At 74.7% G+C, this 26,779-nt stretch carries 26 protein-coding genes; 7 read left to right on the top strand and 19 right to left on the bottom strand.

What is annotated here, in order from left to right; genetic code table 11:
* Nucleotides 1-87: 87 nt before the first annotated feature.
* The 5 genes from ACIQI7_RS29790 to ACIQI7_RS29770 all read right to left on the bottom strand — a co-directional run bounded on the left by ACIQI7_RS29790 (nt 88) and on the right by ACIQI7_RS29770 (nt 4,582).
* Nucleotides 88-972, bottom strand: a complete 885-nt coding sequence (locus ACIQI7_RS29790) for an SGNH/GDSL hydrolase family protein (RefSeq protein ID WP_401115857.1) — start codon at nt 970-972, stop codon at nt 88-90.
* Nucleotides 947-2,269 carry a glycosyltransferase gene (locus ACIQI7_RS29785; RefSeq protein ID WP_401115854.1) on the bottom strand — a complete coding sequence of 441 codons (1,323 nt, stop codon included), beginning with the start codon at nt 2,267-2,269 and terminating at the stop codon, nt 947-949. Before ACIQI7_RS29785 ends, ACIQI7_RS29790 begins: the two co-directional genes overlap by 26 nt.
* Entirely contained in the window at nt 2,266-3,483 is a 1,218-nt protein-coding gene (locus tag ACIQI7_RS29780; protein WP_401115851.1) for a glycosyltransferase family 4 protein, read from the bottom strand. The genes ACIQI7_RS29785 and ACIQI7_RS29780 overlap by 4 nt, the downstream gene beginning before the upstream one ends.
* Nucleotides 3,484-3,592: 109 nt before the next feature.
* The gene (locus ACIQI7_RS29775) at nt 3,593-3,781 is read right to left on the bottom strand and encodes a DUF1508 domain-containing protein (protein ID WP_224283924.1); all 189 of its coding nucleotides are present in this window, start codon (nt 3,779-3,781) and stop codon (nt 3,593-3,595) included.
* A 120-nt stretch (nt 3,782-3,901) separates the two neighbouring features.
* Nucleotides 3,902-4,582: a TetR family transcriptional regulator gene (locus tag ACIQI7_RS29770; protein ID WP_401116112.1), complete on the bottom strand. Its 681-nt coding sequence runs from the start codon at nt 4,580-4,582 to the stop codon at nt 3,902-3,904.
* 77 nt (nt 4,583-4,659) lie between these two features.
* Between ACIQI7_RS29770 and ACIQI7_RS29765 the strand changes: the two genes are divergently transcribed.
* Nucleotides 4,660-5,571: an SDR family NAD(P)-dependent oxidoreductase gene (locus tag ACIQI7_RS29765; RefSeq protein WP_401115847.1), complete on the top strand. Its 912-nt coding sequence runs from the start codon at nt 4,660-4,662 to the stop codon at nt 5,569-5,571.
* Between the two features lie 106 nt (nt 5,572-5,677).
* Here the strand turns inward: ACIQI7_RS29765 and ACIQI7_RS29760 are convergent, their stop codons facing one another.
* Nucleotides 5,678-6,325 (bottom strand): DUF1524 domain-containing protein, encoded by a 648-nt coding sequence (locus tag ACIQI7_RS29760; RefSeq protein ID WP_401115844.1) that lies wholly within the window; start codon nt 6,323-6,325, stop codon nt 5,678-5,680.
* A 188-nt stretch (nt 6,326-6,513) separates the two neighbouring features.
* On the bottom strand, nt 6,514-7,929 hold the full coding sequence (locus tag ACIQI7_RS29755) for an amino acid permease (RefSeq protein ID WP_401115841.1): 1,416 nt from the start codon (nt 7,927-7,929) through the stop codon (nt 6,514-6,516).
* A gap of 430 nt (nt 7,930-8,359) precedes the next feature.
* Between ACIQI7_RS29755 and ACIQI7_RS29750 the strand changes: the two genes are divergently transcribed.
* Nucleotides 8,360-8,575: a hypothetical protein gene (locus ACIQI7_RS29750; RefSeq protein WP_387760604.1), complete on the top strand. Its 216-nt coding sequence runs from the start codon at nt 8,360-8,362 to the stop codon at nt 8,573-8,575.
* Between the two features lie 45 nt (nt 8,576-8,620).
* Here ACIQI7_RS29750 and ACIQI7_RS29745 read toward each other — a convergent pair whose 3' ends face one another.
* Complete coding sequence (locus ACIQI7_RS29745; RefSeq protein WP_401115837.1) at nt 8,621-9,613, bottom strand: deoxyribonuclease IV; 993 nt, start codon at nt 9,611-9,613, stop codon at nt 8,621-8,623.
* A gap of 227 nt (nt 9,614-9,840) precedes the next feature.
* Between ACIQI7_RS29745 and ACIQI7_RS29740 the strand changes: the two genes are divergently transcribed.
* From ACIQI7_RS29740 to ACIQI7_RS29730, 3 genes are all read left to right on the top strand, one after another.
* The gene (locus ACIQI7_RS29740; RefSeq protein WP_401115834.1) at nt 9,841-11,160 is read left to right on the top strand and encodes a cytochrome P450; all 1,320 of its coding nucleotides are present in this window, start codon (nt 9,841-9,843) and stop codon (nt 11,158-11,160) included.
* Nucleotides 11,161-11,583: 423 nt separating this feature from the next.
* Complete coding sequence (locus ACIQI7_RS29735; RefSeq protein ID WP_401115831.1) at nt 11,584-12,666, top strand: nitrous oxide reductase family maturation protein NosD; 1,083 nt, start codon at nt 11,584-11,586, stop codon at nt 12,664-12,666.
* Nucleotides 12,667-12,728: 62 nt separating this feature from the next.
* Nucleotides 12,729-13,763: a methyltransferase gene (locus tag ACIQI7_RS29730; RefSeq protein WP_401115828.1), complete on the top strand. Its 1,035-nt coding sequence runs from the start codon at nt 12,729-12,731 to the stop codon at nt 13,761-13,763.
* Between the two features lie 79 nt (nt 13,764-13,842).
* Here ACIQI7_RS29730 and ACIQI7_RS29725 read toward each other — a convergent pair whose 3' ends face one another.
* From ACIQI7_RS29725 to ACIQI7_RS29685, 9 genes are all read right to left on the bottom strand, one after another.
* Nucleotides 13,843-14,529, bottom strand: coding sequence for a class F sortase (locus ACIQI7_RS29725; RefSeq protein ID WP_401115825.1), 687 nt, complete (start codon nt 14,527-14,529; stop codon nt 13,843-13,845).
* Nucleotides 14,530-14,657: 128 nt separating this feature from the next.
* Nucleotides 14,658-15,155: a hypothetical protein gene (locus ACIQI7_RS29720; RefSeq protein ID WP_401115823.1), complete on the bottom strand. Its 498-nt coding sequence runs from the start codon at nt 15,153-15,155 to the stop codon at nt 14,658-14,660.
* Nucleotides 15,156-15,491: 336 nt separating this feature from the next.
* Nucleotides 15,492-15,821 carry a TcmI family type II polyketide cyclase gene (locus ACIQI7_RS29715; RefSeq protein ID WP_387759141.1) on the bottom strand — a complete coding sequence of 110 codons (330 nt, stop codon included), beginning with the start codon at nt 15,819-15,821 and terminating at the stop codon, nt 15,492-15,494.
* Complete coding sequence (locus ACIQI7_RS29710; protein ID WP_387759143.1) at nt 15,818-16,273, bottom strand: SRPBCC family protein; 456 nt, start codon at nt 16,271-16,273, stop codon at nt 15,818-15,820. Before ACIQI7_RS29710 ends, ACIQI7_RS29715 begins: the two co-directional genes overlap by 4 nt.
* 1 nt (nt 16,274) lies before the next feature.
* Nucleotides 16,275-16,535: an acyl carrier protein gene (locus tag ACIQI7_RS29705; RefSeq protein WP_387759145.1), complete on the bottom strand. Its 261-nt coding sequence runs from the start codon at nt 16,533-16,535 to the stop codon at nt 16,275-16,277.
* Between the two features lie 35 nt (nt 16,536-16,570).
* Complete coding sequence (locus ACIQI7_RS29700; protein ID WP_401115818.1) at nt 16,571-17,809, bottom strand: beta-ketoacyl synthase N-terminal-like domain-containing protein; 1,239 nt, start codon at nt 17,807-17,809, stop codon at nt 16,571-16,573.
* Between the two features lie 5 nt (nt 17,810-17,814).
* On the bottom strand, nt 17,815-19,071 hold the full coding sequence (locus tag ACIQI7_RS29695; RefSeq protein WP_401115815.1) for a beta-ketoacyl-[acyl-carrier-protein] synthase family protein: 1,257 nt from the start codon (nt 19,069-19,071) through the stop codon (nt 17,815-17,817).
* Nucleotides 19,068-19,493 (bottom strand): cupin domain-containing protein, encoded by a 426-nt coding sequence (locus ACIQI7_RS29690; RefSeq protein WP_387759150.1) that lies wholly within the window; start codon nt 19,491-19,493, stop codon nt 19,068-19,070. The genes ACIQI7_RS29695 and ACIQI7_RS29690 overlap by 4 nt, the downstream gene beginning before the upstream one ends.
* Nucleotides 19,494-19,522: 29 nt before the next feature.
* The gene (locus ACIQI7_RS29685) at nt 19,523-20,698 is read right to left on the bottom strand and encodes a SchA/CurD-like domain-containing protein (RefSeq protein WP_401115811.1); all 1,176 of its coding nucleotides are present in this window, start codon (nt 20,696-20,698) and stop codon (nt 19,523-19,525) included.
* Between the two features lie 302 nt (nt 20,699-21,000).
* Between ACIQI7_RS29685 and ACIQI7_RS29680 the strand changes: the two genes are divergently transcribed.
* Entirely contained in the window at nt 21,001-22,626 is a 1,626-nt protein-coding gene (locus tag ACIQI7_RS29680; RefSeq protein WP_401115808.1) for an FAD-dependent oxidoreductase, read from the top strand.
* Nucleotides 22,627-22,686: 60 nt separating this feature from the next.
* Here ACIQI7_RS29680 and ACIQI7_RS29675 read toward each other — a convergent pair whose 3' ends face one another.
* Complete coding sequence (locus ACIQI7_RS29675; protein ID WP_401115805.1) at nt 22,687-24,348, bottom strand: APC family permease; 1,662 nt, start codon at nt 24,346-24,348, stop codon at nt 22,687-22,689.
* 319 nt (nt 24,349-24,667) lie between these two features.
* Nucleotides 24,668-25,588 (bottom strand): serine/threonine dehydratase, encoded by a 921-nt coding sequence (locus ACIQI7_RS29670; RefSeq protein ID WP_401115802.1) that lies wholly within the window; start codon nt 25,586-25,588, stop codon nt 24,668-24,670.
* A gap of 278 nt (nt 25,589-25,866) precedes the next feature.
* On the opposite strand from ACIQI7_RS29670, the gene ACIQI7_RS29665 reads away from it, so the two are divergent.
* Nucleotides 25,867-26,745 (top strand): DMT family transporter, encoded by an 879-nt coding sequence (locus ACIQI7_RS29665; RefSeq protein ID WP_401115799.1) that lies wholly within the window; start codon nt 25,867-25,869, stop codon nt 26,743-26,745.
* The last annotated feature ends 34 nt before the right edge of the window (nt 26,746-26,779 follow it).

The raw sequence follows: 26,779 nt of genomic DNA, 5'->3' as shown, positions 1-26,779 counted from the left end.
GCCACCCGGATGGTTCCCGTCCGGAGGCACCGCCGATCCCCACGATCGGGGGACGGGCGGCCCCGACGGAGCCGCCGGCCCGCCGCCTCACCCCAGCGAGGCCAGTGCCTGCGCCGCCGCCCGCGCCAGCTGCTCGTCGTCCCGGCCGCTCCCGCCGCGCAGCCGGGCGACGCCCTCCGCGGCCGCCAGGGCGAGCAGGCCCGGCAGCAGGTCGGTGCTGCGGGCGGCGAGCCAGCGGGTGCCCCGGGTGGCCATCCACCAGAGGTCGGCGGCCGGGCCCGGCGGGGGTTCGGCGGGCGCCGCGGCCGGGGGCGGGCCGAGGGGGTGGCCGGCCTCGGTGAGCAGCTCGTGGAACCGCCGGGCGATCAGGTGGTGGCCCTCGGCGCTGGGGTGCAGGCGGTCCACGCTCAGCAGTCGGCGCTCCGCGAGCCAGGGCAGCTCGGCGATGTGCAGGTGCACCGCCCGGTGGCGTTCGGTGAGCGCGTGCACCACGGTGTTGACCGCCCGCATCCGGCGGGCCAGCGGACGGGCGAGCGGCGCCGGCAGCCGGAGCAGGCTGCCGGGGTCGGGCAGGCAGGCGGTCAGCAACCTGGCGCCGTGGCCGGACAGTTCGCCCATGGTGGCGTCCAGCTCCAGCGTGGTGCGCCGGATGTCGAAGCCCGACCGCAGGGTGTCGTTGCCGCCGACCACGACGGCCGCCAGCCGGGGCCGCAGCGCCAGCGCCGCCGGAAGCTGACGGTTCGTCAGGTCCGTGGTGAGCGCCCCGCTGGACGCCAGGTTGGTGAACTCGACGTCCCGCCCGTCGGGCGCCAGTGCGTGGGCCAGGACGGCGGCCCAGCCGCGCCGGCCCTCGCCGACCTGGTCCCCGACCCCTTCCGTCAGCGAGTCCCCGAGCGCGACGAAGCGCAGCAGCTCGCCCGTCGCGGGGCCCTCGCCGGCCGCCCGGTCACGCCCGGCTTCCAGCATGCTCATCCCGGCTCCCGTCCACCGCCTCGTCGTCGCGTACGCCGTGCGCCGCCAGGAACGCCGCCACCGCGGCCGGCCAGCCGTACCGCTCGGCCCGCGCCCGGGCGGCGGCCCGCCGCGGTTCCTCCGGCTGGTCCAGCAGCCGCCGTACGGCGGAGGCGAATCCGTTGCCCGTGTCGACGGCCGCCACCCCGGCGGGCCCGACCAGTCCGGGCAGCGCGGAGGAGCGGCTGACCGCGACCGGGGTCCCGCAGGCCAGCGCCTCCAGCGCGGCGAGCCCGAAGGTCTCCACCGGTCCGGGCGCGAGCACCACGTCCGCGCAGCCCAGCAGCCGGGCCAGCTCCGCCCGCCCGCCCAGGTGCCCGAGGAAACGCACCGGCAGGCGCATCCGGGCGGCCCGGGCAGCCAGCCGCTCCCGCAGCGGGCCGGTTCCGGCCACCACCAGGACGGCGGGTCGCCGGCGGGCCCGCAGGACGGCCAGCGCCTCGATCGCCCGCTCGGGCCGCTTCTCCGCCGAGAGCCGCGAGCAGAGCACCAGCAGGGTCTCCTCCGGGGCGGCGTACCGGGCCCGCTCGGCGGCCCGTTCGGCGCGCGGCAGCGGGCGCATCGCGTCCAGGTCCACCCCCAGCGGGGCCCGGACCAGGTTGGGGGCGCCGATCCGCCGGAACTCCGCCGCCGCCCAGTCGGTGGTGCAGAGCACTAAGTCGTAGGCGCGGGCCGTGGCCGCGTTGAGCCGGTCGGCCGCCGCGCCCGCCAGCGGGCCGGGCAGGCCCCGGGTGCACAGCACCCCGGTGGCGCTCTCGTGCGAGACCATCACCGAGCGCACGCCGTGCCGCCGCGCCCAGGCACCGGTCCAGCGCAGCGTGGTGCGGTCGGACACCTCCAGCCGGTCGGGGGAGAGCCTGGTCAGCTCGGCGGCCACCGCCCGCCGGTCGGTGAGCAGCCGGTAGCCGCCGCTGGCCGGCAGCACCGGGCCGGGCAGCGTGACCACCAGGCCCTGCTCGGTCTCCTCCTCGGAGCGCCGGTCCCCCGGGACGATCAGCACCGGGCGGTGCCCGGCCGCCAGGTACCCGGCGCCCAGGTGGCGCAGCGCGGTGCGCAGGCCGCCGGAGACCGGGGTGACGAAGTTGGCGAGCCGCACGATCGTCAGAGCCCCGCCGCCCACCGACGCGCCGCCGGTCCTCGGAACCTCACCGCTCGCCGACGCGCCGCCGGTCCTCGGAGCCCCGCCGCCCACCGGCGCCCCGCCGCTCGCCTCCGCCGCGCCCACCACCGGCGCCCCGCCGTCGGTAACGGAGGTCATGCCGGCAGCTCCTCCGGCAGGGCGGGCGCCACCGGCTCGACCGCCGCCGGGGCGGCCGGCTGCAGCGCCAGCCCGCGGTGCTCCGCCAGCACCTCGGCGTAGTGCCGCAGCAGCAGGTCCCCGACCGCCTCCCAGGTGCGCGCGGTGACCTCGGCCCGCCCGGCCCGCCCGTACCCGGCGCGCCGCGCCGGGTCGGCGGCCAGCTCCGCGACCGCCCTGGCCACCGCCGCGCCGTCCCGGGGCGGCACCAGCAGCCCGGTGCGGTGGTGGGCGACCAGGTCCAGGGGGCCGCCCGCCGCCGGGCCGATCACCGGCACGCCGCTGGCCATCGCCTCCTGGATGGTCTGACAGAAGGTCTCCAGCGGCCCGGTGTGCACGAAGACGTCCAGGGTGGCGAAGCAGCGCGCCAGTTCGTCACCGGTGCGCCGGCCGAGGAACACCGCGCCCGGCATCGAGGCCTTCAGCCCGGGGGCCGAGGGGCCGTCGCCGACGACCACCACCCGGACGCCGGGCAGCGCCGAGGCCGCCACCAGCAGGTCGACCCGCTTCTCCGGCGCCAGCCGTCCGACGTATCCGACCAGCACCTCCCCGCCCGGGGCGAGCGCCCGGTGCAGCGCCTCGTCCCGGTGCCGGGGGTGGAACCGCACCGAGTCCACCCCGCGCGGCCACAGTTGCACCCGCGGCACCCCGTGCGCGGTCAGGTCCTGGGCGGCGGGGGTGGAGGGCGCCAGGGTACGGGCGGCCGCCCGGTGCACGGCCCGGATCCGCCGCCAGGCGGCGGCCTCCCCGAGCCCCCGCCCGGCCCGGTAGGCGTGCGCGTACCCGGCCAGGTCGGTCTGGTAGACGGCGACGGCGGGCACCCCGAGCCGGGCCGCGACCTGCATCCCGCGCGCGCCGAGCACGAACGGGCTGGCCAGGTGGACGATGTCCGGGCGGTGTCCGGCGATCGCGGCGGCCAGCTGCCGGCTGGGCAGCGCGATCCGCACCTGCGGGTACCCCGGCAGCGGCACCGACGGGATGCGCACCACGGGAATCCCGTCCGCCCCGGCGTCCCCGAAGGTCTCCGGCGGGCACTCGGTGCCCCGCGCCGGCGCGGGGGTGACGACAAGGGGCCGGTGGCCCCGGCGGACCAGATGCTCGGCCGTCCGCAGCACGCTGTGGGCGACTCCGTTGACCTCGGGCGGGAAGGATTCGGTGACGATGACGACGCGCATGCCGGAGTTCTGTCCATGCCCGGCGTGCTCCCGGCCACAGGGATCTGTCGTACAGGCGAACGCGGGTCGGCGATTCGCACCACCGACCCGCGTCCCGGAACGCGTCCCGTCACACCGATCCGGCGGTCTCCTTGAGCTCCGCGTACGGCGCGAGCTTGCGGATCGACTCGATGCTCTTCAGGCAGTCGTCCTTGCTCTCCTGCGGGTCGCCGGTCACCACGATCGCCCCGTTGCTCGCCTTGAGCCGGAACCGGTGCATGCCGCCCTCGTCCACGTACAGCTCGAATTTCCCAGCCATGCCAGAAACAGCCTTCCGCTCGGTTGACCCCCTGGCCGCACCGTAGGGTCAAATCCCTTGTGCGGCGCGTCAGATGATCCATCCGGGTGCACCGGAGCGGGCGTGTCCGGCGTGGCCGGTTCAGGCCTGCGGCCGGCTCCGTCCGGCGGCCAGCCCGGTGAGGGTGGCGGTCAGGATGCGGGCGAGCCGGGGTTCGACCTCGATGACGGCGTGGGCCAGCCGGGGGTCGCCGCGGTAGAGGGCGGCGACCTCGGCGCCCGGGTTCGCGATCTGCCACATGGCCCCGGCCAGTGAGACGGCGGTGGCGATCAGGTCGACGACGTCCTGCTCGTCGAGGGCGGGCAGTCGTTCGCGGACGGCCGCGCTGATCGGTTCGCGGGCGGCGAGCGTGGCGAGTTTGAAGTCGCGCACCGCGTCGAGCGAGACGTTGCGTTCGAGGTTGAGCGGGGCGTGGGCGAGCAGGTCGCAGAACATCCCGCGGGCCGCGAGGGTGGCGGCGAACGCCCGGGCCACGGCGGCCGGGCCCGGCTCCGTGCTCTCCCGCAGTTGTGCGGTCAGGGCGTCCGACCACTCCGCCCAGCCCTCGGCGGTCAGCCGCAGGAAGATCTCCTCGCGGGTCTCGAAGTACCGCAGCAGCGCCGACTTGTGCATCCCCACCGCGGCGGCGATGTCGGTGAGCGTGACGTCCCTGATGCCCCGCTCGGCACCGAGCGACCGGGCCGCCGCCAGGATCGCGGTCTCGCGCCGGCGCTTGGCCTCGGGCGAGCGTGCGCGCTGGAACTCCGATGCGTCTTCCACCAGCCCATGGTAGGGCAACGCCGTTGCCGTAATACCGCAACGGCGTTGCGCTAATAACGCAACGGTGTTTTACTAGCGGCATGCAGCAGAGCATGCAGCAGGACAGCGAACAGACCTGGTTCATCACCGGCAGCTCGCGCGGCTTCGGCCGCGCCCTCGTGCGCGCCGCACTCGAAGCCGGTGACCGGGTGGCCGCGACCGCCCGGCGGCCCGAGCAACTCGCCGACCTCGTCGAGGAGTTCGGCGACCGGATCCGCCCGGTCGCGCTGGACGTCACGGACCCGGCGGCTGCCCGCGCCGCCCTCGCCGAGGCGCGCGCCGCCTTCGGCCGGATCGACGTGCTGGTGAACAACGCCGGCTACGCCAACGTCTCGCCGATCGAGACCACCGAGGACGCCGACTTCCGCGCCCAGTTCGAGACCAACTTCTGGGGCGTCTACCACGTCACCAAGGCCGCGCTCCCGATCCTGCGCGAGCAGAAGGGCGGGCTGGTCGTGCAGTTCTCCTCGATGGGCGGGCGGGTCGGCGGCTCCCCGGGCATCGCCTCGTACCAGGCGGCGAAGTTCGCCATCGACGGGTTCAGCCGGGTGCTGCGCGCCGAGACCGCGCCGTTCGGCGTACGGGTGCTGGTGGTCGAACCCAGCGGCTTCCGTACGGACTGGGCCGGCTCCTCGATGGTCGTCCACGAGGTCCCGGAGGCCTACCGCGAGACGGTCGGCGCCGTGAACCGGCGGCTGCGGCAGGGCGGCGACGGCATGGCGGGCGACCCGGCCCGTGCCGCCGAGATCCTGGTCCGGGTGGCCAAGCGGCGCGACGTTCCGCACCACCTGCCGCTCGGGGTCAACGCCGCCGAGGGCTCGATCGCCATGGACCGGCGGCTCCTGGCGGAGGACACCAGGTGGCGCGAGGTGGCCCGCTCGGCCGACTTCGCGGAGGCCTATCCGGTCGCCTTCCCGGCGGACACGACCGACTGGGCGGAGTCGGCCGCCTGACCGGTCCGATGCGCCCAGCCCGGTGGCCCCGCGGCCCGGCCCGGTGGCCCCGCGGCCCTGCGGCCCGGCGCGGGGTGCGCGCCGGGCCGCAGGGCCGGTGTCGGGTTCAGCAGTTGTCGAGGATGCCGCTGAGCGCGCTCTTCTCGGCGCTGTCCACGCCCAGGCCGTAGTACTGCTTCACCTGCACCCAGGCGCGGGCGTAGGTGCAGCGGTAGGAGGCCTGGGGGAGCCACTCGGCCGGGTCGCGGTCGCCCTTGGACCGGTTGCTGGTGGCCGAGACCAGCAGCAGCTGGGGGCGGGTGACGTCGTTGGCGAAGGCCTGGCGCCTGGCGGTGGTCCAGGACCAGGCGCCGGAGGCCCAGGCCTCGGAGAGCGGCACCAGGTGGTCGACGTCGAAGGAGGAGGCGGTGGTGGTCGTCGCGCCGTCGTACGGCGAGGACCAGTTGCCGCTGGTGGCCTTGCAGGAGGTGTCGGTGACGACGTTGCTGCCGTCCCGCTTGACGATCCACTCGCGGGTGTCGCAGGTGCCGCTGATGGAGATCCAGGTCGGGAACAGCGTGCGGTCGTAGGTGTCGCCGTGGGTCTCCGCGGTGGCGGGCATCGCGGCGAGGTAGCTGCGGGCGGTGGCCGCGGAGATCGGGGTCGGCAGGGCGGCCTGGGCGGGGGTGCCGGCCGTGAACACGGTCACGGCGGCGAGGGCGGCGGCAGCCGGTATGGAGGACAGGAACCGGCGCGCGGGTGCGGTGGGGGCCATGGCGGACGCTCCATCATCAGATCGGAAGAACTGCTGAGTTGCGTGCGCCAGTGTGGCGATCCGGTCACCTACGCGGGTAGATCCGGGAAGTGAAATCCTCGTGCACATTGGACGTGCACCGGACAAGTCCGGCGCGCGTCACGGAGGTTCGGGGTGGTGTGTCCGGTTTCCGGCTGCCGCCGGGGAGTTCAGTCGCGGCGGCGGCCCGCCATCCAGACGTAGACCAGGATGCCCGCGAACAGGAACAGGACGCCCTGGTAGACGGCGGCGTAGCCGGCCCCGGCGAGCAGCCAGAGCGAGAAGGCGAAGGCGCCGAGGCCGAGGACGGCGTCCCGCACCAGCCGTCCGCGGTCGACCTTCTCGCCGGCCCCGCGCACCAGCCAGTACAGCTGGGCGGCGGTGGACAGCAGGTAGGGCACGGTGGCCGTGAAGGTGGTGACCAGCACCAGCGTGTCGAAGGCGCCCTTCGCGCCACTGGCGAAGTTGAGCACGGTCAGCACCGAGGCCAGCGCCACGCTGACCAGCACGCCGAAGGTCGGCACCCCGCGCCGCTCCTTCCCGAAGGAGGCCGGGAACAGGCCGTCCCTGGCGGCCGCGTACGGGGCCTGGGCCGAGAGGAGGGTCCAGCCGTTGAGCGCGCCGGTCATCGAGACCAGCGCGGCGACGGCGATCGCCGTGCCGCCCCAGGTGCCGCCGAACATGGCGTCCACGGCGTCCGAGAACGGCGCGCTGGAGTGGACGAGCTCCTGGTGCGCCACGGTGCCGAACACCGCGATCGTGCCGAGCAGGTAGACCACCGCCGCACCGGTGGTGCCGAGCACGCTGGCCCGGCCGACGTTGCGCTCCGGGTCGCGGACCTTGCCGGCGCTCATCGCGGCCGACTCCACGCCCAGGTAGCTGAACAGCAGGATCGCCGCGGCGGCGGTCATGCCGCCCGCCCAGCCCCGGCCGTCGGCGTCGAAGGGGCCGAGGTTCTCCGGGTCGAAGAAGAACAGGCCGCCCACCGAGACCAGTAGCAGCGGGACGAACTTCAGCACGGTGGAGACGAGTTGGACCACCCCGACGTAGCGGGTGCCGGCCAGGTTGGCCAGCGCCGGCAGCCACTGGATGGCCAGCGCGGCGGTGATCTCCAGCGGAACGGAGTGGTGCAGCGGCAGCAGCACGTCCAGGTACCCGACGGCGGCCACGGCCAGCGCGGCGTTGCTCACCCAGGTGGTGATCCAGTACGACCAGGCGGACAGGAAGCCGGCGAAGTCCCCGAAGGCCTCGCGGGCGTAGACGTACGGTCCGCCGGTGCGCGGGCTGCGGCGGGCCAGCTGTCCGAAGACCAGCGCCAGCGCGATCGCGCCCACGGTGAGCACCGCGAAGGCGGCCAGGCTGACGGTGCCGAACGGGGCGACCGCGGCCGGGATCATGAAGATGCCGCCGCCGATGATGTTGCCCATGACCAGGGCGGTGGCGGTCAGCAGCCCGAAGCGGCGGCCGGTCTGCTGCGACGCCGGGCCGGTCGGCGCCGGGCCGTCCGACGGGGAGCCGGCCGGCCCCGGGGTCTCCGGGCCGCTCGGTCGGGTCGCCTGCCGGGGTGCGGCGGGACTGGTCTGCATGAGGGTGGTGCGCCTTTCGTGGTGCTGCTCCTGTTGCTCCTGCTGCTGCTCGCGCTCGGTGGAACGCTGTGGAGCGACCGTTCATGCTCGGACCGGGCGGCACCTTGCACCAAATCGACGGGATTTGTTCAGTTCGCCCGGCCCCTCACCGCAAGACTTGCGGTCGCGGAGCGGCCCGACGGGCACTCGTCCGGCACCCCCCGTCGGCTGTTCGACCGGATTCGCAGAGGTACGCCCGGATTCGTCCGGCCGGGGGAGTTGCCTCACCCGAATGCCTCAGCCCGGTTGCGGCGTGCGCCCGAAGCCGCGCGTTCGTGTGCCAACGTTGGCGCGGCGCCTCCCCGGTGGGGCGCCGCCCGGCCCGTCGGGCGGTCGAACCGGCCGGTCGGGGGCGCGGGTGAGGACCAGAGACGAACCAAAAGGACATCAGATGTCGCTTCGTGGGAAGATCCGCAAGCTCGCCGTGATCGTCGCCGTGGCCGGTGCCGTGGTGGCGGTCCCGACCTCGGCCATGGCGGGCGGCTTCGCTCCGACGCAGTCGGAGGGGCAGAGCCTGGAGTCCGGCACGGCGGGCGTCGGCCTGTTCGGCCCGCACGCCACCTGGTTCAACTACGCCGAGCACGGCGAGAGCGACTGCGGCTGCTGATCCCCGCACCCTCCGGGCCCGGAGGCCGTCCGTCGGTCTCCGGGCTCACGCCTGTCCGGCGGCCACCGGCTCCCGGGGCTTCGCCGCCCTGGCGGCGAGGCGCCGGAGCGCCGCCCGGGCCCGCAGCTCCTTCAGCACCGCGATGTCCGTCGCGTGCCCGGTGCCGTCCCCGCCGTGCTTGCGGTCCGGGGTCTCCACCACCAGCGGCACCCCGGCCGTCTCCGGGTGCTCGAACAGCTCGCGGAACGGCTCCGCGCCGATCATCCCGGCGCCGATGTTGGCGTGCCGGTCCTTGCGGGCGCCGACGACGTCCTCGGAGTCGTTGGCGTGGATCAGCCGCAGCCGGCCCGGGCCGGCCGCGGCGGCCAGGGCGTCCAGTGCGGCCGTCACCCCGCCCGGCTCCGCCAGATCGTGTCCGGCGGCGAAGGCGTGGCAGGTGTCCAGGCAGACTCCCACCTTCGGGTGATGGTCCAGCGCCTCCACGTACTCGGCCAGCTCCTCCAGCCGCGAGCAGAGCGAGCTGCCCTGGCCCGCCGTCGGCTCCAGCAGCAGCCAGGGCGCGTCGTCGCCCAGCCGGTCCAGCTCCTCCAGCAGCGGTCGGACGTCCGCCCGGACCTGCGCCATCGCCTCGGCCCGGCGCGAACCGCCCCCGGGCGCGGTGCCGACCGCCGAGCCGGTGTGCAGGACGACGCCGAGCGCGCCGATGGCGTGGCCGCGGCGCAGCGAGTGCCGCAGCGAGTCGGCCGAGTGCTCCCGGGTGGCCGGGTTGTCCGAGCCGAAGTTGATCAGGTACGGGGCGTGCACCCAGGCCGGGATGCGCCGTTCGGCGCAGGCGGTGCGGAACGCCTCGTCCTGGGCCGGGTTGCCCGGGGGAGTGGCCCAGCCGCGCGGGTTGGCCACGAACACCTGCACCGTCTCCGCGCCGACCCGGTCCGCGTACGCCAGGCCGGTGCCGGCCAGTCCGCGACCGGCCACCGGGACGTGGGCGCCGATCGGGTTGCGGCGGGCGGCGGCGGGCGGTACGGCGACGGTGCTCATGGCCCCGAGCATGCCACGCGACCGGCCCCCGGTGTCGGGCGGGCCGGTCCGGGGGCCCCGGAGGCCCGCCCCCGGGGCCCGATGCCCCATGCCCGACGCGCGACGTCGGGAGGAAACGTCCCTCTGTGCTCGATCGGGTGAATCCAGCTCGGAAGCCGGGGACCGCACCACCCCACTCCGTCACGATCCGTGACCAGATGGACTCCGCGACTCCTGAGGAGGCAGCCGTGACCCCCGCCGAACCGGCCGAGACCGTCGACCTGCGCGCCGACCACCTGATCCGCGACCCCTTCACCGCCTTCGCCGACCTGCGCGAGCGCGCCCCGCTCGCCCGCGCCGGCATCCCCGGCGTGGAGCCGTTCTGGATCGCCGTCCGGTACCAGGACGTCCGCACCGTGCTGTCCGACCCGCGCTTCGTCAACGACGTGAACGCCGTCGCCAGCCCCACCGCCGCGGACGGCCCCGCCCTCGCCGACCGCACCGCCCCCGCGCACCGCACCGAGCAGGTCTGGCGCGCCCGCGGCATGCCGCCCGAGTGCGCGAAGTACCTGCGCGCCGGGGTCTTCGGCGCGGACGGCGCCCGGCACCGCCGGATGCGCGGGCTGGTCCACCCCGCCTTCACGACCGGCGCCGTCGAACGGCTGCGGCCCCGGATCGTACGGCTCGCCGAGGAGTACGCCCGGGCGCTGCCCGAGCACGCCGGCCCGGACGGCGTGGTCGACCTGGTCGCGCACTTCGCCTACCCGCTGCCCGTCACGGTGATCTGCGAACTGCTCGGCATCCCCGAGCCCGACCGCCCGCGGTGGCGCCGCTGGAGCTCCTACCTCGGCCGGGGTGCCGGGCCCGGGCTGGACGAGGCGCTGCGCGCCATGGTGGCCGCCGCCCGGGAGCTGGTCGAGCGCCGCCGGGCCGAACCGGCCGACGACCTGCTCTCCCGGCTGGCCGCGGCGGAGGGCGACACCATCGACCCGGTGGAGAGCATCTCGCTGATCCTCAACCTGATCGTGGCCGGCCACGAGACCACCGCCACCCTGATCGGCAACGGAACGGCCGCGCTGCTCGCCCACCCCGAGCAGCTGGCGCTGGTCCGGGCCGACCGGGGCCTGCTGCCCGCCGCCGTCGACGAGCTGATGCGCTGGTGCGGCCCGACCATCGGCGGGGTGCCGCGGTACGCGACGGAGGACCTCGTCCTGGCCGGCACGCTGGTCCGCAAGGGCGAGGCGGTGATGCCGATCCTCGCCGGGGCCAACCACGACCCGCGGGCCTACGCCGAACCCGAGCGCCTGGACGTCCGCCGGGCGAGCGCGCCGGACCGCGCCGGGCACCACGAGGCGCACCTGGGCTTCGGTCACGGCACCCACCGCTGCGTGGGCGCGGTGCTGGCGCACCAGGAGGCGGTGGTCGCCTTCGACACCCTGCTGCGGACGTACCCCGGGCTGGCCCTCGCGGTCGGTCCGGAGGCCGTCGAGCGCGGCCCGAACCCGGCCGCCTGGCACCTCGCCGCGCTGCCCGTCCGCCTCGGGCCGCAGGCCCGGGCCGCGGCCTGACCCCGGGCCGCCGAGCCCGACCGCTCGACGGAACCGACGCACCCGTCACGCCCGACGCATCCGCCACACCCGACGCGCCCGACCGCCCTCCGCGGCCGGGCGCGTCGCCGTGTCCGCCGTGGACCGAGACCCCGCCCCACCCGTCGCCCCTCCCCACCGCTCGCCGGCCACACCCGACCGCCCACACCCGACCGCCCACGACCGCGCGCCACGCCGGGCCGTCCACCCGCCGGCCGACACCCCGTCAGCCCCGCAGCCCAGCCCTGGTGGCGGGCCCACCGGGCCGCCCATACCGTCGACACGGCCGCACCCACCGGCCGTCACCGCCCGCGCACAGCGCGTCAGCCCACGCCGCCGGACCGTGCGGGAGACCACCACACCAGCAGGAACGCCACGCGCGCCGAAAGAAACAGGTCACCACTCATGCCCACGCGACGGGTCCACCACCTCGCCGCGGCCACCGCCGCCGCCACCGCCCTGACCACCGCCCTCACCGCGCTGGCCGCCGCCCCCGCGGCCCGCGCCGACATCGGTACCTCCCCGCACTTCGTCCACCCCGGCCAGTCGATCCAGCAGGCCGTCGACGCCGCCAGACCGGGCGACACCGTCCAACTGCTCCCCGGCACCTATCGGGGCAGCGTCCGCATCACCACCCCCGGCCTCACCCTGCGCGGCTCCGGCGCGGACAGCGTGATCGTCCCCGGGGACGGCACCGAGAACGCCTGCGGCGCCGCCGGGCACGGCCTCTGCGTGGTCGGCACCGAGGACCAGCCGCTGTCCGACGTGACCATCGACAGCCTCGCCGTCACCGGCTTCCGCAAGAACGGCATCGACGCCAGCGGCACCACCGGCCTGACCGTCAGCGGCACCTACGTCCACGACAACGCCCAGCAGGGCATCAGCCAGGAGATGTCCACCCGGGCCACCATCCGCGGCAACCGCTCGACCGACAACGGCCAGTCCGGCGTCTTCCTCGCCAACTACGCCTACCGCGAGGGCGGCTCGCCCGACACCGGCGGCACCGTGGTCGAGGGCAACGTGCTGATCGGCAACCGCGTCGGCGTCACCGTCCGCCGGCTGCGCGGGCTGGCCGTCCAGGACAACGGGATCAGCGGCAACTGCGCCGGCGTCTTCGTGGTCGGCGACGAGGGCGTGCCCCGCGCCGGGAACCTCGACGTCCGGCACAACACCGTCATCGGCAACAACAAGTTCTGCGCGGCCAACCCGCGGCTGGGGGCCATCCAGGGCGCCGGCATCGTGCTCACCGGCACCGAGGACACCCGGGTGACGGACAACGAGGTCCGCGACAACACGGGCACCTCGGAGTTCTCCGGCGGCATCGTCCTCTTCCGGAGCGTGGTCGGCGTCTCCAACGCCCGTGCCGTGATCACCGGCAACCAGCTGAGCGGCAACGGCCCCGCCGACCTCGCCGACCGCGACCCCGGCGCCGACAACACCTTCGCCCGCAACACCTGCGAGCGCTCCGAGCCGGCCGGCCGCTGCTGAGCCCCGGCACCCCCTCGCCGCCCGCCGCCCAAGGCACTCCCATGGATCCGAGGAGCCCCGCCATGACCACCGCCCCCGCCCACACCAGCCCCCAGGCCGCGATGCGCCTGCGCGAGCTCGTCTTCGGCGCCGCCTGCGCCGCCGCCGTCCGCGCGGCCGCCCGGCTCGGTGTCGCCGACGTGCTCGGCGACACCCCGACCGCCGTCACCGACCTCGCCGTCGCCCTCGACACCGAGCCCCGCCAGCTGCGCCGCCTGCTGCGCGCCCTCGCCTGCTACGGGATCTTCGCGGAGAGCGGCGACGACCGCTTCGAGCACACCGAGATGTCCCGGCTGCTGCGCGAGGACGCGCCCAACTCGCTGCGCTACATCTCCCTCTGGTGCACCGAGCCGTGGACCTGGGAGGCCTGGCCGAAGCTGGACGAGGCGGTCCGCTCCGGCCGCAACGTCTTCCCCGAGCTGTTCGGCAAGGAGTTCTTCGACTACCTGCACAGCGACGGGGGCGACTCGGCGAAGGTCTTCGACAAGGCGATGACCACCTCCAGCCGGCAGTCCGCCGAGGACTTCGCCGAGTACCTGGACCTCACCGGCATCGACTCGGTGGCGGACATCGGCGGCGGCCAGGGCCACGTGCTGGCCAGCCTGCTGGAGCGGCACCCGGCACTGCACGGCACCCTGCTCGACCTGCCCAAGGTGGTGGCCGGCGCCGACCCCCGGCTCCAGCCCGGCGGCGCCTTCTCCGCCCGGGCCAGCCTGGTGCCGGGCGACTGCCGGGTGGAGATCCCGGTCCGCGCCGACCTCTACATCATCAAGAACATCCTGGAGTGGGACGACGACAGCACCCGCCGCACCCTCTCCAACGTGGTGAAGGCGGCCGGCTCCGGCGCCCGGGTCGTGGTGGTGGAGAACCTGGTCGACAACAGCCCCTCGATGCGGTTCACCACCGCCATGGACCTGATGCTGATGCTCAACGTCGGCGGCGCCAAGCACTCCGAGGAGAGCATGGTCGGGCTGATGGCGGAGGCCGGGCTGACCGTCACCGCGGTCCGCCCGGTCAACCCCTACCTGCACGCCTTCGAGGCCACCGTGAGCGGCTGAGCCACCGCCGCCCCGCACACGACCGCCGGCCCCCGACACTTCGGGGGCCGGCGGTCGTGCGCACGGCGGCCGGACCGGCTCAGCCGGGGTGCGAGGACTCCAGGTGGGCGAAGACCACCACGTTGTCGAGGTAGTCCCGCTTCTTCTTGTCGTACGTGCCGCCGCAGGTGATCAGCCGCAGCTGGGCGTCGGGGGTCCTGCCGTAGACCTTGGCGTCGGGGAAGGCGTCCTTGGCGAAGGTCTCCACCGAGTCCACCGAGAACACCGCGACCGTGCCGTCCGCGCGGCTCACCTCGATCTTGTTGCCCGGCAGCAGGAAGCTCAGCAGCAGGAACACCGCCGGGCCCTTGGAGGTGTCCACGTGGCCGGCCAGGACGGCGCTGCCGCGCTCGCCCGGGGTGACACCGTCCCGGTACCAGCCGACCAGGTTCTTCTCGTCCGGCGGCGGCGCGTCGAGCTGGCCGGTCGGACCGAGCCCCAGTTCGGTGAACGGCGCGTCCACGGCGATCTGCGGGATCCGCAGCCGGATCGGCTTGGCGCGCTTGAGCACCGGCGCCTGCGGTCCGGCGGCCGGGGCCTTGGTGGTGGCACCCGACGGCCCGGGGACGGTCGGCCCGGCGGCCGCCGGGGGAGCGGGCTTGCCGTCCTCCGCGTCCGCGTCCGACCCGGTGTCCACCGAGTTGTAGATCAGCAGCAGCCCGACCGCTGCCGCGCCCATCCCCGCGCGCAGCAGCCGGGGCCTTCCAGAGGCGGGACCGCCCGTCATTCCTGTCCTCCGCTCAACCGGTTCCGCGACGGACCGCCGCCCCCGGCGCGCCCGCCCCGTGCGGGGAGGACGCCCGGAGGCGGCGGAAGCAGGGTGCCCTGTCCGGCACGCCCTGGCAGGGCCTGCCGTCAGGCGACCGCGCCGGAGGCGCGGCGGCTGCGGCGCAGGGCGTACGCGCCCGCCCCGAGGCCGCCGAGCAGCAGCACCGCGCCGGAGGCGAGCCCGCCGCCGGTCACCGCCAGACCGCCGCCACCGGTGTGCACGCCGCCGTGCGGGGTCTTGTGGTCCTCGCCCTTGGCTTCGACGGCCTTGTGGTCGTCGGTGGCCTTGTGGTCGTCGGTGCTCTTGTGCTCGTCGGTGCCCTTGTAGTGCTCGTCGGTGGCCTTGTGCTCGTCGGTGCCCTTGTGCTCGTCGGTGCCCTTGTGCTCCTCGGAGGCGGTGCCGACCTTCTTGTCGTCGGTGGCCTTGGAGCTGTCGGAGGGCTTCGTCTCGGGCTTGTCCTGCTTCTCCTGCCAGGTCAGGTTCTTACCCTGGTCGGCGGCACCGTCGGCGAAGGCCATGGGAGTACCGACGGTCAGGACGGCGGCGACGGCCGCCCCGGCGAGCAGCGTGCGTGCAGAACGCATGAGGATGATCCTTCCGGCGCGCAGGACCGCGACTGCCGGCACGGTGCCGGACAAGGGGACTCGCGGGGGGTGCGCCTGATCCACCGTCATCCACCGTGCGGCCGCCTGCCACCGGAGCGTGGCAGCTCCGGTGCGCAGCGTGCGCCCTTCGGGTGGAGTCCCGGGTGTGTTCACCCGACCGGCCGGTGGATCCGGGTGAATCCCAGCCGAGGGACGCGCTGCGAGTGCGGCCGCGCCGGTCGGCCCGGGCGCACTCGCAGCGCGCCCGGGCCCGGCCGGGCATGCGTCGGCCCGCCCCCGGCACACGGCCGGGGGCGGGCGCTTCGGGACGCGGGGTCAGCGCTCCCAGCGGTAGAACTCCCGCGCCATCGCGTCCTTCGGCTCCCGCCAGGTGGCCGGGTCGTACGCCTGGACGTAGGCGGTCAGGCGGTCGCTGACGGTCCGGAACTCCGGGTGTCCGACGACCTTGGCGACGGCCGGGCCCGGCGGGCGGTCGGCCTCGATCAGGTGCAGGTAGACGTCGCCGAACTGGAAGAGGCTGCGGCCGGTGACGCCGATCAGGTGGGGCAGTTCGCCCCGGTCGGACTCGGCGAACACCTCGGCGATGTCCGGCGCGGCCTCGGGCTTCATCCGGGCGACGATCAGCGCCCGGTGCGCGCCGGTCACAGCTCCGCCGCCCGCTTCTCGACCTTCTCCCGGATCAGCTGCATCTGGATCTTCGAGTTGCGGTTGATGTGGCCGGTCATGCCCTCGTCGTCGACCGGGGCGGTCGGCTTCATCGCGAAGTCCTGGATCCAGCGCATCTTCGTGCCGGCCGGCACCTCCGCGTACTCCCAGCGGATCTCCATGAACTCGAACGGGCCGGGCTCCACCCGGCGGGCGCGCACCGTGAGCGCGTCCCGGTCGGTCTCCCGCTCGGAGACCCAGCTCCACACCTGGCCGTCGTCGTCCGGGTGCATGGTGAGCCGGAACCGGACGAGGTCGCCCTGCCGGTCCAGCACCTCCACCGAGGCGTACTCGCTGAACAGCTGCGGCCAGTTCTCCAGGTCGTTGGTCATCTCCCAGACCAGGTCGAGCGGAGCGGCGATGACGATCTCGTTGTCGGTGTGTCCGGGCATCTCAGGCACCAGCCTTCGTGGCGAGGGAGGAGTTGACCAGTTCCAGGAACTCGGCGGGGGTCTTGGCCGACTCGGCGCCCGAGGTGACCTTGAGGCTGTGCCGGTTCTCCAGCTCGCCGACCACGCCGAGCAGGCCGAGCGAGTCGATGCCGAACGCGTCGAACTCCGCTCCCGGCCGCGCCAGGTCGCCCGGGTCGACGGTGACCCCGGCCCGGGCCTGGAGCAGCTCGGCGAGTTCCGGATAGCTGAGGGTGTTGCTCACGGGGGTGTGTCCCTTCGATGGTGTGACGGAGTGGTTCAGGGCCGCGCGCGCCGGACCACCAGCGCGGAGTTGGAGCCCATCAGTCCGCGGCTGACCACCAGTGCGGTGTTCAGCTCGGCCGGGCGGGCGCGGTCGGTCACCAGGGCGAGGTCGTGGCAGACCTCGGTGACGTTCGGGGTGGGCGGCAGCACGCCGTCCTCCATGGCGAGTACGGCCGCGGTCACGTCGAGCATCGGGGCGCCGCAGTAGGCCCGCCCCGTACCGGACTTGGGCGCGGTGACCGGGACCCGCTCGGCGTACGGGCCGAGCGCGTCGGCCAGCGCCAGGGCCTCCGCCCGGTCGGCGGCCGGCACCCCCAGGGCGTCCGCGAAGACCACGTCGATCTCCTCGGGCGCGATGCGGGCCTCGTCCAGCGCGATCCGGATCGCGGCCGCCATCCCCTCCCGGGACTCCGCCCAGCGGGAGGCTCCGGTGAAGGTGGCGCCGTGGCCGGCCAGCCGCGCCCGGACGCGGGCGCCGCGCAGGCGGGCCGCCTGCTCGTCCTCCAGCAGCAGCATCGCGCCGCCCTCGGCGGGCGAGAAGCCGCAGGCCTGCGCGGTGAACGGCAGGTACGCCCGCTCGGCCTGCCCGGCCAGGCTGAGCTCGGGGTAGCCGAGCTGGCAGACCATCGAGTACGGCGCCAGCGGGGCCTCGGCGGCGCCGACCACCACCGCGTCGGTGCCGCGCTCGATCGTGCGGGCGGCGTGCGCGAGGGCGTCCAGCCCGCCGGCCTCGTCGCTGGCGACCACCCCGCAGGGGCCCTTGTAGCCGCCGCGGATCGAGATCTGGCCGGTGCTGGCCGCGTAGAACCAGGCGATGGACTGGTACGGGCCGACGAACCGCGGCCCTTGGCCCCAGAGTTGCTGGAGTTCGCGCTGGCCGAACTCGCCGCCGCCGGAGCCGGCCGCGGTCACCACGCCGACCGAGTAGGGCTGGTCCGGGTCGGGCTGGAACCCGGCGTCCGCCACCGCCAGGTCGGCGGCGGCCATCGCGTAGTGCGTGAAGCGGTCGGTCTGCACCAGGAAGCGGTTGTCGATCGCCGACTGCGGTTCGAACCCGTTCACCTGGCCCGCGATCCGGAGCGGCAGCCCGGTGCAGCCCTCGCGGGAGATCCGGTCGAGGACGCTCACGCCCTGCCTGGTGGCCTTCCAGAAGGCGTCGGCCCCGACCCCGTTCGGCGCCACCACGCCGAGGCCGGTGACCACCGCCCGGCGGCCCTGCTGACGTGACGTCATGGAACTCACCCCGTTCTGTTGAGCACGACGGCGGACTGGAATCCGCCGAATCCGCTGCCGACCGAGAGGATGTGGCTCAGCGGCAGCTCACGCGCGGTGCGCGGCACGTAGTCGAGGTCGCACTCCGGGTCCGGCTTCTCGTAGTTGGCGGTCGGCGGCACGACGCCGTGGGCGAGCGCCAGGGTGCAGGCGACGACCTCGATGGCGCCGATCGCGCCGAGCGAGTGCCCGACCATCGACTTGATCGAGCTCATCGGCGTCCTGAAGGCGTGCTCGCCCAGCGAGCGCTTGACCGCGGCGGTCTCGTGCCGGTCGTTCTGCTTGGTGCCGGAGCCGTGCGCGTTGACGTAGTCCACCTCGGTGCGGTCCACCCGGGCGTGGTCGAGCGCGTGGTCGATCGCCCGGGACATCTCCAGCCCCTCCTTGGTGAGGCCGGTCATGTGGTAGGCGTTGCCGAAGGTGGCGAAGCCGCCGATCTCGCCGTAGATCCGGGCGCCGCGGCGGCGGGCGTGCTCCAGCTCCTCCAGCACCAGGACGGCGCCGCCCTCGCCGAGCACGAAGCCGTCCCGGTCGGCGTCGAAGGGGCGGGAGGCGTGCGCGGGGTCGTCGTTGCGCTCGCTGGTGGCCTTGATGGCGTCGAAGCAGGCGACGGTGATGGGCGAGATCGGGGAGTCGGAGGCGCCGGCGACGCAGATGTCGGCGCGTCCGTCCTCGACCGCCTGGAAGCCGTAGCCGATCGCGTCCAGGCCGGAGGTGCAGCCGGTGGAGACGGTCTGCACCGGGCCCTGGGCGCCGGTCCGCTCGGCCACCGCGGAGGCCAGCGTGCTGGGCGCGAAGGCCCGGTGCAGCTGCGGCTCGGCCTGCCGGTGGTCCACGTCCCAGCGGGCTCCGCCGGCGCTCACCAGGGCGTAGTCGTGCTCCAGCCGGGTGGTGCCGCCGACGGCCGTGCCGAGCGAGACGGCGATCCGCCACGGGTCCTCGGCGGCCAGGTCCAGCCCGGCGTCGGCGATCGCCTCGTCGGCCGCGACCATCGCGAACTGCACGTAGCGGTCGGCCCGTTGGACGTCCTCCGGGCCCAGCCCGTGGGCCGCCGGGTCGAAGTCGACCTCGGCGGCGATCCGGGAGCGGAACCCGGTGGGGTCGAAGAGCGTGATGCCCCGGGTCGCGGTGCGGCCGGCCGTCAGCAGGCCCCAGAACGCCGGGACGCCGACCCCGCCGGGTGCGACCACACCGATCCCGGTGACGGCGACGCGCCGGGTCACGAGCCCACCTTGGCGTGTTCCGGCGGCCCGGACGCCGCGGTCCCCTCGGTGCTCACGTGCCCGAGGTCGGGGCGCGGGGCGAGTGGGCCGAGGTGGAAGACCATCCGGGCCTCGGTGTCGCCGACGTTGCGGAAGCGGTGGCGCATGTTGATCGGGATCATCAGGCCCTGGTCCGGCTTGAGCGGATGGGGCTTCCCGTCCAGGTCCACCTCCAGGTCGCCGCAGACGACGAACACGAACTCCTCGGAGTACGGGTGGTAGTGCTCGCCGATCCGCTCGCCGGGCTTGACGATCGCCAGGCCCATGAAGCCGCTGGTCGCGCCGCAGCTGGTCGGGGTGAGCATGGTGCGCAGCTCGGCGCCGTGGCGGCGGTTCTCCGGTGCCTCGTGGACGCTGACGATCCGTGGGGACTGCGTGGTCATGGAGATCCTCCCGTGTGGGTGACGGAACGTCAGTTGTTGATCGGGTCGGCGGAGGTGCGGTCGGTGACCGGGTTCATGGCGCGGGCGGCGAGGAAGGCGCCGAGCCCGGCGACGGTGCGCAGGTCGCCCTGCGGGCCGAGGTCGAGCAGCCCGGCGAGCACGGCGGCCTGCCGGTCGTCGGCCACGCCGAGGGCGGCCGCCGGGTCGGCCTCGGCCGGCACCCGCAGGTCCACCAGGCGCACCACCACGTCCTCGCGGTGGAAGACGGTGGCCGCCGCGACCGGCCCGGTCGGGTCGGCGGTGGCCAGGTCGTCGTGCTCGGCCAGCAGCTCGGCCACGGCCTGGCCCCGGCCCGGACGGACCGGGTAGAGCACGGCGTGCCGGTGCAGCCGGGCGGAGGCGGGGGAGCTGGCGACCGCCTGGTGCCGGGCGGGCAGCGCGGCCCTGGCGAAGAACGCCCGGGCGGCCTGCGGGTCGCCCAGCTGGCGGGCCTCCTCCAGGTGGGGGTTGAGCGCCTCCTCGACGGCCCGCACCTCGGGCTGCATCGCCACGTGGCGCAGCGCGTCGCCGAGGTCGCCGATCACCTCGACGGCGCGGACCACCCGGTTGCCGAGCATGAACAGCGAGGTGCGGCGCAGCCTGGTGTGGTCGTCCACCTCGGCCCGGGGGGAGGCGTAGCCGGAGAGGATCCGGGCCACCTCGGGCTCGCTGCCGGGCTTGACGGTGAAGGTCAGCGCGTGGCGGACCACGCCGTCCGGCCCCGGTTCGGCCTTGGGCGGGCCGACGTGCCCGGCGGGCGCGGTGCGCGGCAGTCCGGGCGGCACCTCCATCGGGGCCCGGGTGCCGGTCGAGCCGGCCGCGGAGGTCTCGCGCAGCACGGCGTAGCGCAGCGAGCGGAAGTTGTCGCTGACGCAGCCGTGCATCGGCTTGACCATCTCCCGGTGGGCCGGGCTGTCCACCCACTTGAGGAAGGTCTCCTGGTCCTTCCACTCGCTGGTGATCAGCCACTGGCGCGGGTCGTTGATCGACTGGCACAGCTGGTCGCTGACGTGGCCGGGCACGGAGGCCACCTGGTGGCGCAGCTGCTCGTACACGTCGAGGAAGCGCTGCTGGGCGCCGTCCTGGATCTCCAGCATCAGCACCACCCGCAGCCGGGTGTCGGCCTCGTCGTGCTGCTTCGGCTGGGGTTCGGACAGAGTTGTCATGGTCCACTTTCTGCTCTGGGCCGCACGCTGCGGGCCGTGTCGGCCGTGCCCGGCGGGTGCTCCCCGGCCTGGGAGGGCGGTGCGACGGCGGTTCGGCCGGGCGAGTCGGCGCCAGGCCTGAGGTCGATCGTGGGCGGCGCGGCGGGCGCGGCGCGAGATTTGCGGGCCATCCGGGCGAAGGGGCGGCACGGACGCCCTCCGGCGGGGGATGGAAGAGCGGGGCCCCCGGCTGAGCGGGGCCGTCGGGCGGCGCCGGGCCCAGTCGCCGGGCCGCGCAATCCCCTGACAGGGTGGAGCGATTGATGAATCCGAAGGTTGACGACCGGGTGCCGGTCCTGATCGTGGGCGGCTCGCTGGTGGGGCTGTCCGCCTCACTCTTCCTCGGCCGGCTCGGGGTTGGACACCTGCTGGTCGAGAAGCACGCCGACACCTCGCACCATCCGCGCGGCCGCGGCAACAACGTCCGCACGATGGAGCTGTACCGGGTGGCCGGGATCGAGCCGGCGATCCGTGAGGCGGCCTCGATCCTGGCGCCCAACCACGGCATCCTCCAGGCGCCCTCGCTCACCGGCGCCGAGCAGGAGTGGCTGTTCCGGGACATCGACCCGGGCGGCCGGCTGGCCCGGTTCAGCCCCAGCTCCTGGTGCCTGTGCAGCCAGAACGACCTGGAGCCGGTGCTGGTGCGGGCGGCCCGCGAGCTGGGCGGCGAGCTGCGGTTCAGCACCGAGCTGGTCTCCTTCGAGCAGGACGCGAACGGCGTCACCTCGGTGCTGCGCAGCCGGGAGAGCGGCGAGGAGCGGGTGGTGCGCTCGGAGTTCCTGATCGCCGCGGACGGCCCGCGCAGCCCGGTCCGGGAGGCGCTGGGCATCGGCCAGACCGGCAAGGGCGAGCTGTTCCACAACGTCAGCATCACCTTCCGGGCCAAGCGGCTGGCCGAGGTGGTCGGCGACCGGCACTTCATCGCCTGCTACCTGACGAACCCGGAGGCGGACGGCGCGCTGCTGCCGGTGGACAACCAGGAGGAGTGGGTCTTCCACGCGCCCTGGCACCCGGAGCACGGCGAGCCGCTGGAGGCCTTCACCGACGAGCGCTGCGAGCGGCACATCCGCACCGCCGTCGGCCTGCCGGAGCTGGACGTCGAGGTCACCGGCCGGGCGCCGTGGCACGCCGCCGAGCGGGTGGCCGAGCGGTACGGCGCGGGGCGGGTCTTCCTCGCCGGGGACTCCGCCCACGAGATGTCCCCGACCGGCGCGTTCGGTTCCAACACCGGCATCCAGGACGCCCACAACCTGGCCTGGAAGATCGCCGCGGTGCTCTGCGGCTGGGCCGGGCCGCGGCTGCTGGAGACGTACGGGCAGGAGCGCCGTCCGGTCGCCCGGGTGACCGGCGAGCGCGCCTCGGCCCGCTCCGCCGAGCACAGCCACCCGGGCTACGCGGTGGTGCCGGGCGTCGGCCGGCAGGCCGGGGTGCTGGCGGTGGCGCTCGGCTACCGCTACCCGGTCGGCGCCGTGGTCGGCGCGGACCGCGACGGCCCGGTGGTCCCCGAGCAGTTCGAGTCGGCGGGCGAGCCGGGCAGCCGGGCGCCGCACCAGTGGCTGCTGCGGGCGGGGGTGCGGCTGTCCACGCTGGACCTGTACGAGCAGGCGATGGTGCTGCTCACCGGCCCCGAGGGCGGTGCCTGGCAGGCCGGGGCCCGGCGCGCGGCCGACCGGCTGGCCGTCCCGCTGGACGGCTTCCGGATCGGCGACGGCGCCGAGGACGACCTGGCCCCGGAGCCCGGCGCGGACTTCGCCGCACTGCACGGCATCGGCCCGCAGGGCGCCGTGCTGGTCCGCCCGGACGGCTTCGTCGCCTGGCGCTCGCCCGGCCCGGCGCAGGACGCGGAGGCCGAGATGCTCACGGCGCTGCGGACGGTGCTGAGTCTGTGAGCGCGCGGAAGGGCCCGCCGGTCGCACGGCCGGCGGGCCCTTCCGGGTGTGCGGGGCCGGTCAGTGGCCGCCCGCGTCGACCACCTCGATGTCGGCGACCTCGTGCTCGATCGCCTCGGCGGGCAGCGCTACCCGGATCGCCCAGAAGTAGATGACCAGCGCGAACACCGCCACCAGGGCCATGTCCCACCACATCGGGATCCGGCCGGTGCCGTCACCGAAGCCGCCCTGCCAGGAGATCAGGCCCAGGCCCACCAGGTAGACCGGCAGCCACTGGGCGGACTTCCAGCTCAGCCGCGGCGCGTTCGGCAGGCCCTTGCGGATCGCGTACGCGGCGTAGCTGCCGAGCAGGACGTAGCCGAGCACGATCGCGATGCCCAGGCGGGACAGGGTGTGCCAGCCGGCCCAGTAGATGATCAGGCTGGAGACCACGAACGCGGCCGGGGAGATCACGCCGCCCAGCGGCAGCCGGTAGGAGCGCTCGCGGTCGGGCAGCCGGCGGCGCAGGGCGCCGAAGGCCAGCGGGGCGCCGGCGTACATCAGCACGCTGGCCGAGGTGATGAAGCCGACCAGCTCCTGCCAGCTCGGGAAGGGCAGGAAGCAGACCACGCCGGTGACGAACGACATGGCCAGGCCGAACCACGGCACGCCGTTCTTGTCCAGCTGCTCGAACTTCTGCGGCGCGTAGCCGTTCTTGCTCAGGCCGTAGGAGATGCGCGAGGTGGAGGTGGTGTAGATGAGGCCGGTGCCGCCGGGGGAGACGATGGCGTCGAAGTACAGCACCCAGGCGAGCCAGCCCAGGCCGACCACGGTGGCGAGGCCGGCGAACGGACCCTCGATGCCGGGGAAGTCGAGCTTGTCCCAGCCGTTGACGAAGGAGCTGACCGGCAGCGCGCCGATGAAGGCGACCTGCAGCAGGACGTAGATCAGGGTGCCGATGGCGACCGAGCCGAGCACGGCGCGGGGGATGTCGCGCTTGGGGTTGCGGCTCTCACCGGAGATCTGGATGGCCTGCTCGAAGCCGAGCAGCGCGAAGATGATGCCGCTGGAGCTGATCGCGGCGAGCACGCCGTGGGCGCCGAACGGGGCGAAGCCGTGCGAGGTGAAGTTCGAGCCGTGGAAGTTGTTGATCGACAGCGCCAGGATCGTCAGCAGCGGGACGCCGATCTTGAGCCAGGTCGCGACCGAGTTGGTGGCCGCCAGGACCCGGACACCGAGGAAGTTGACCGCGACGAACACGCCCATCAGGAGCACCGCGACGATGAATCCGCTGGTGGTGAGGGTGCCGTTGTCGTTGAGGAAGCTCTTGGCGAACTCCCAGTGGCCCGCGTAGCCGATCATCGCCTCGACCTCGATCGGGGCGACGGTGGCGGCCTGGAGCCAGGAGAACCAGCCGAACGACATGCCGGCCAGGCCGCCGAAGGCGTAGTGCGGGTAGCGCGCGGTGCCGCCGGCGACCGGGAACATTCCGCCGAGCTCGGCGTGCACGAGTGCCAGCAGCACGATCGCCACGGCGCCGATGCCCCAGGAGACGAGGGCGGCCGGTCCGGCGACGACGACGGCGTTCTTCGCGCCGAACAGCCAGCCGGAGCCGATGATCGAGCCGACCGAGGCCCACATGAGGCCGATGAGGCCCACGTGGCGCTTGAGCGACCGGTTGGTCGTCCCGGATTCCGAGCCGGTGCTCTGTCCGGGCGGCGAGATCTGGTTGAGGGATGCCATGAACGATCTCTCTGTGGGTGGGGGCTCCGGGGTGGGCGGAGCGCGGAGAGTTGCCACACAGTAGGGCTATTCAGAGAGGTATGCACAGATCTCATTACTGAATGTTTACCTTCTTTGCCGGATATCCGTGCTGGTAGGAGGCTATCTGTTCAGTTGTCTGTTACGTTACCGGCCGGTAGGTCCAGCATTTGAGCGTGCATTGAGCTTTGCCATTCCGTTCGGCAATATTGTCGGCCGGTGGGGACATAGGAATAGCGGGTCGTGCATGGCCATACCGGACGGCCCGGGTGGGCCGGCCGGATCGCCGTCTGACGCGTCGTCAGTTCGCCAGGTCGGACGGGTCGGTGTTGGCGCCGCAGAGCAGGACGGCCACCCGCTCGCCCTCGGCCTGCCCGAGCGCGGCGAGGGCGGTGGAGGCCGCGTACTCGACGGCGATCCGGCGGTCCTCCCAGAGCTGTCGGCGCGCGCGCACGATGGCCTCGTCGTCGACCAGCACCGAGCGGACGCCCGGGTGCGCGGCGGCGTCCACGGCGAGGGCGGTGGCGCGGCGGGCCCCGAGCGCGTCCTGGGCGACGGAGTCGACCGGGACGTCCACCGGACGGCCCGCTTCCAGGGCGGCGTTCAGCGCGCGGCTGCCCGTCGGCTCCACGGCCAGCACCCGGATGCCGTGCTCGCGGGCCGCCACCGCCACCCCGGCGAACAGCCCGCCGCCGCCGACCGACACCACCACGGTGTCCAGCCCGGGCACCCCGGCCCGCATCTCCGCCAGGACCGTCCCGGCGCCGGCCGCGATCAGCGGGTGGTCGTACGCGTGCGAGGACAGCGCCCCGCTCCCGGCCGCGAACTCCTCGCAGGCGGCCAGCGCCTCCGCGTACTCCCGGCCCGTCAGCCGTACCTCCGCGCCGTACGAACGCAGCCGCGCCAGCTTCACCGGGGAGGCCGTCTCGGGCAGGAACACCGTTGCCCGGACGCCGAGTTCACGGGCCGCCCAGGCGCAGGCCAGCCCGGCGTTGCCGCCCGAGGCGATGGTCACCCCGGTGTCCGGGAGGGTGCCCGCCTCGGCGTGGGCGAGCAGGAAGTTCTGCGCGCCGCGGGCCTTGAAGCTGCCGGTGTGCTGGAGGAACTCCAGCGCCAGCCAGGTCCGTCCGTCGTCGTCCCCCGGCGCCACCGCCACCGGGCGCACCCGCCCGGCGATCCGCTTCCCGGCGGCCTCGACCTCGTCGTACGTCAGCTGGCCCATCGTGTTCCGCTCCTTCGTCGAGGGGTGCGTTCCACCGGGAGTCCCGGCCAGGGTGACGGTACGTGCCGGGCGCGGACGGGGGGAAGATCGCGGTCACCGGGGCCGGGCGGAGCGTAGGCTGACCCCGTGCGTCTTGTGATCCTCCCCCCGCCGGCCCGCTAGCGGGCGGCCCACTCCACCCACTCCGGCCCGACGGGACCTGCCCGCAGCCGGGGCGATGACTGCCGCCCGCGTTCCCCGCGGACCCTGACCGGCAACTCATCGTGGAGTACCGACGCATGACCTCGTACGCCGCCGTGCCCTTCCGGCACGGCCTCCTGTCCATCTCCGCCGCCGCCGTCGCCTGGGGCGTGGGCGGCGCCGTGTCCGCGCTGCTGATGCGCACCGGCGGGCTCGGCCCGGCGGGCGTCTCCTGCTGGCGCTTCGGCGTCGCCGCGCTCTGCCTGGCCCTGCTGCCGAGCCGCGAGACGCGAGCCGAGCGGGGTGCCCCCCGGTGGCGTTCCGCCGTGCTGACCGGGCTCGGCCTCGCGGTCAGCCAGTGCGCCTACTTCGGCTCGGTACGGTACGCGGGCCTCGGCCTGGGCACCCTGATCACCATCGGCGCCGGCCCGGTGTTCACCAGCCTCGGCGCCCACCTGCTGCTCGGCGAGCGGCTGACCCGCCGCGCGGCGGCCGCGGTGGTCCTGGCCCTGGGCGGCCTCGCCCTGCTGGTGGCCGCCCCCGCGGCGGGCCCGCGCCCGGCCCTCGGCGTCGCACTGGCCGTCCTCGCGGGCGCCGGCCAGAGCGGCCTCACCCTCTGGGCCCGGGGCGGCGGCTCGGCCCGGGCCGGCACCGGCGCCTTCGCCACCGGCCTGCTCTGCCTGCTCCCGCTCGCCGCCGTCCAGGGCGTCCACGGCCTGCTGCCGACGGGCGGGGACCCGGTCGCGACCGCGGTGTCGCTGCTCTTCCTCGGCACGGTGCCCACGCTCTTCGCCTACCGCTGGTACTTCACCGGCCTGACCACCGTGCCCAGCACGACGGCCGCGGTGCTGGTCCTGCTGGAGCCCGCGACCGCGGCGGTGATCGGCGTGCTGTTCCTCGGCGAGCCGCTGACGGCGGGCCTGCTGGCGGGCTCGGCGCTGCTGCTCGCGGCCATCGCGGCGCTGGCGCGCGAGTAGCCGGGGCGGCGGACTCCGGCGGCCACCCGGGCGG

The organism is Kitasatospora sp. NPDC092039, assembly GCF_044756065.1.
GTDB lineage: Bacteria > Actinomycetota > Actinomycetes > Streptomycetales > Streptomycetaceae > Kitasatospora.
This window is presented reverse-complemented; position numbering and strand designations above follow the sequence as displayed.

Excerpts from the sequence above, each read along its gene's own strand:
- ACIQI7_RS29735 (WP_401115831.1), top strand. The coding sequence starts at position 11,584 with ATGCCCACGCGACGGGTCCACCACCTCGCCGCGGCCACCGCCGCCGCC.
- ACIQI7_RS29670 (WP_401115802.1), bottom strand. The coding sequence starts at position 25,588 with ATGGGCCAGCTGACGTACGACGAGGTCGAGGCCGCCGGGAAGCGGATC.
- ACIQI7_RS29785 (WP_401115854.1), bottom strand. The coding sequence starts at position 2,269 with ATGACCTCCGTTACCGACGGCGGGGCGCCGGTGGTGGGCGCGGCGGAG.
- ACIQI7_RS29780 (WP_401115851.1), bottom strand. The coding sequence starts at position 3,483 with ATGCGCGTCGTCATCGTCACCGAATCCTTCCCGCCCGAGGTCAACGGA.
- ACIQI7_RS29755 (WP_401115841.1), bottom strand. The coding sequence starts at position 7,929 with ATGCAGACCAGTCCCGCCGCACCCCGGCAGGCGACCCGACCGAGCGGC.
- ACIQI7_RS29720 (WP_401115823.1), bottom strand. The coding sequence starts at position 15,155 with ATGCGTTCTGCACGCACGCTGCTCGCCGGGGCGGCCGTCGCCGCCGTC.
- ACIQI7_RS29710 (WP_387759143.1), bottom strand. The coding sequence starts at position 16,273 with ATGCCCGGACACACCGACAACGAGATCGTCATCGCCGCTCCGCTCGAC.
- ACIQI7_RS29665 (WP_401115799.1), top strand. The coding sequence starts at position 25,867 with ATGACCTCGTACGCCGCCGTGCCCTTCCGGCACGGCCTCCTGTCCATC.
- ACIQI7_RS29680 (WP_401115808.1), top strand. The coding sequence starts at position 21,001 with ATGAATCCGAAGGTTGACGACCGGGTGCCGGTCCTGATCGTGGGCGGC.
- ACIQI7_RS29730 (WP_401115828.1), top strand. The coding sequence starts at position 12,729 with ATGACCACCGCCCCCGCCCACACCAGCCCCCAGGCCGCGATGCGCCTG.
- ACIQI7_RS29750 (WP_387760604.1), top strand. The coding sequence starts at position 8,360 with ATGTCGCTTCGTGGGAAGATCCGCAAGCTCGCCGTGATCGTCGCCGTG.
- ACIQI7_RS29725 (WP_401115825.1), bottom strand. The coding sequence starts at position 14,529 with ATGACGGGCGGTCCCGCCTCTGGAAGGCCCCGGCTGCTGCGCGCGGGG.
- ACIQI7_RS29765 (WP_401115847.1), top strand. The coding sequence starts at position 4,660 with ATGCAGCAGAGCATGCAGCAGGACAGCGAACAGACCTGGTTCATCACC.
- ACIQI7_RS29790 (WP_401115857.1), bottom strand. The coding sequence starts at position 972 with ATGAGCATGCTGGAAGCCGGGCGTGACCGGGCGGCCGGCGAGGGCCCC.
- ACIQI7_RS29700 (WP_401115818.1), bottom strand. The coding sequence starts at position 17,809 with ATGACGTCACGTCAGCAGGGCCGCCGGGCGGTGGTCACCGGCCTCGGC.
- ACIQI7_RS29675 (WP_401115805.1), bottom strand. The coding sequence starts at position 24,348 with ATGGCATCCCTCAACCAGATCTCGCCGCCCGGACAGAGCACCGGCTCG.
- ACIQI7_RS29745 (WP_401115837.1), bottom strand. The coding sequence starts at position 9,613 with ATGAGCACCGTCGCCGTACCGCCCGCCGCCGCCCGCCGCAACCCGATC.
- ACIQI7_RS29775 (WP_224283924.1), bottom strand. The coding sequence starts at position 3,781 with ATGGCTGGGAAATTCGAGCTGTACGTGGACGAGGGCGGCATGCACCGG.
- ACIQI7_RS29690 (WP_387759150.1), bottom strand. The coding sequence starts at position 19,493 with ATGACCACGCAGTCCCCACGGATCGTCAGCGTCCACGAGGCACCGGAG.
- ACIQI7_RS29760 (WP_401115844.1), bottom strand. The coding sequence starts at position 6,325 with ATGGCCCCCACCGCACCCGCGCGCCGGTTCCTGTCCTCCATACCGGCT.
- ACIQI7_RS29685 (WP_401115811.1), bottom strand. The coding sequence starts at position 20,698 with ATGACAACTCTGTCCGAACCCCAGCCGAAGCAGCACGACGAGGCCGAC.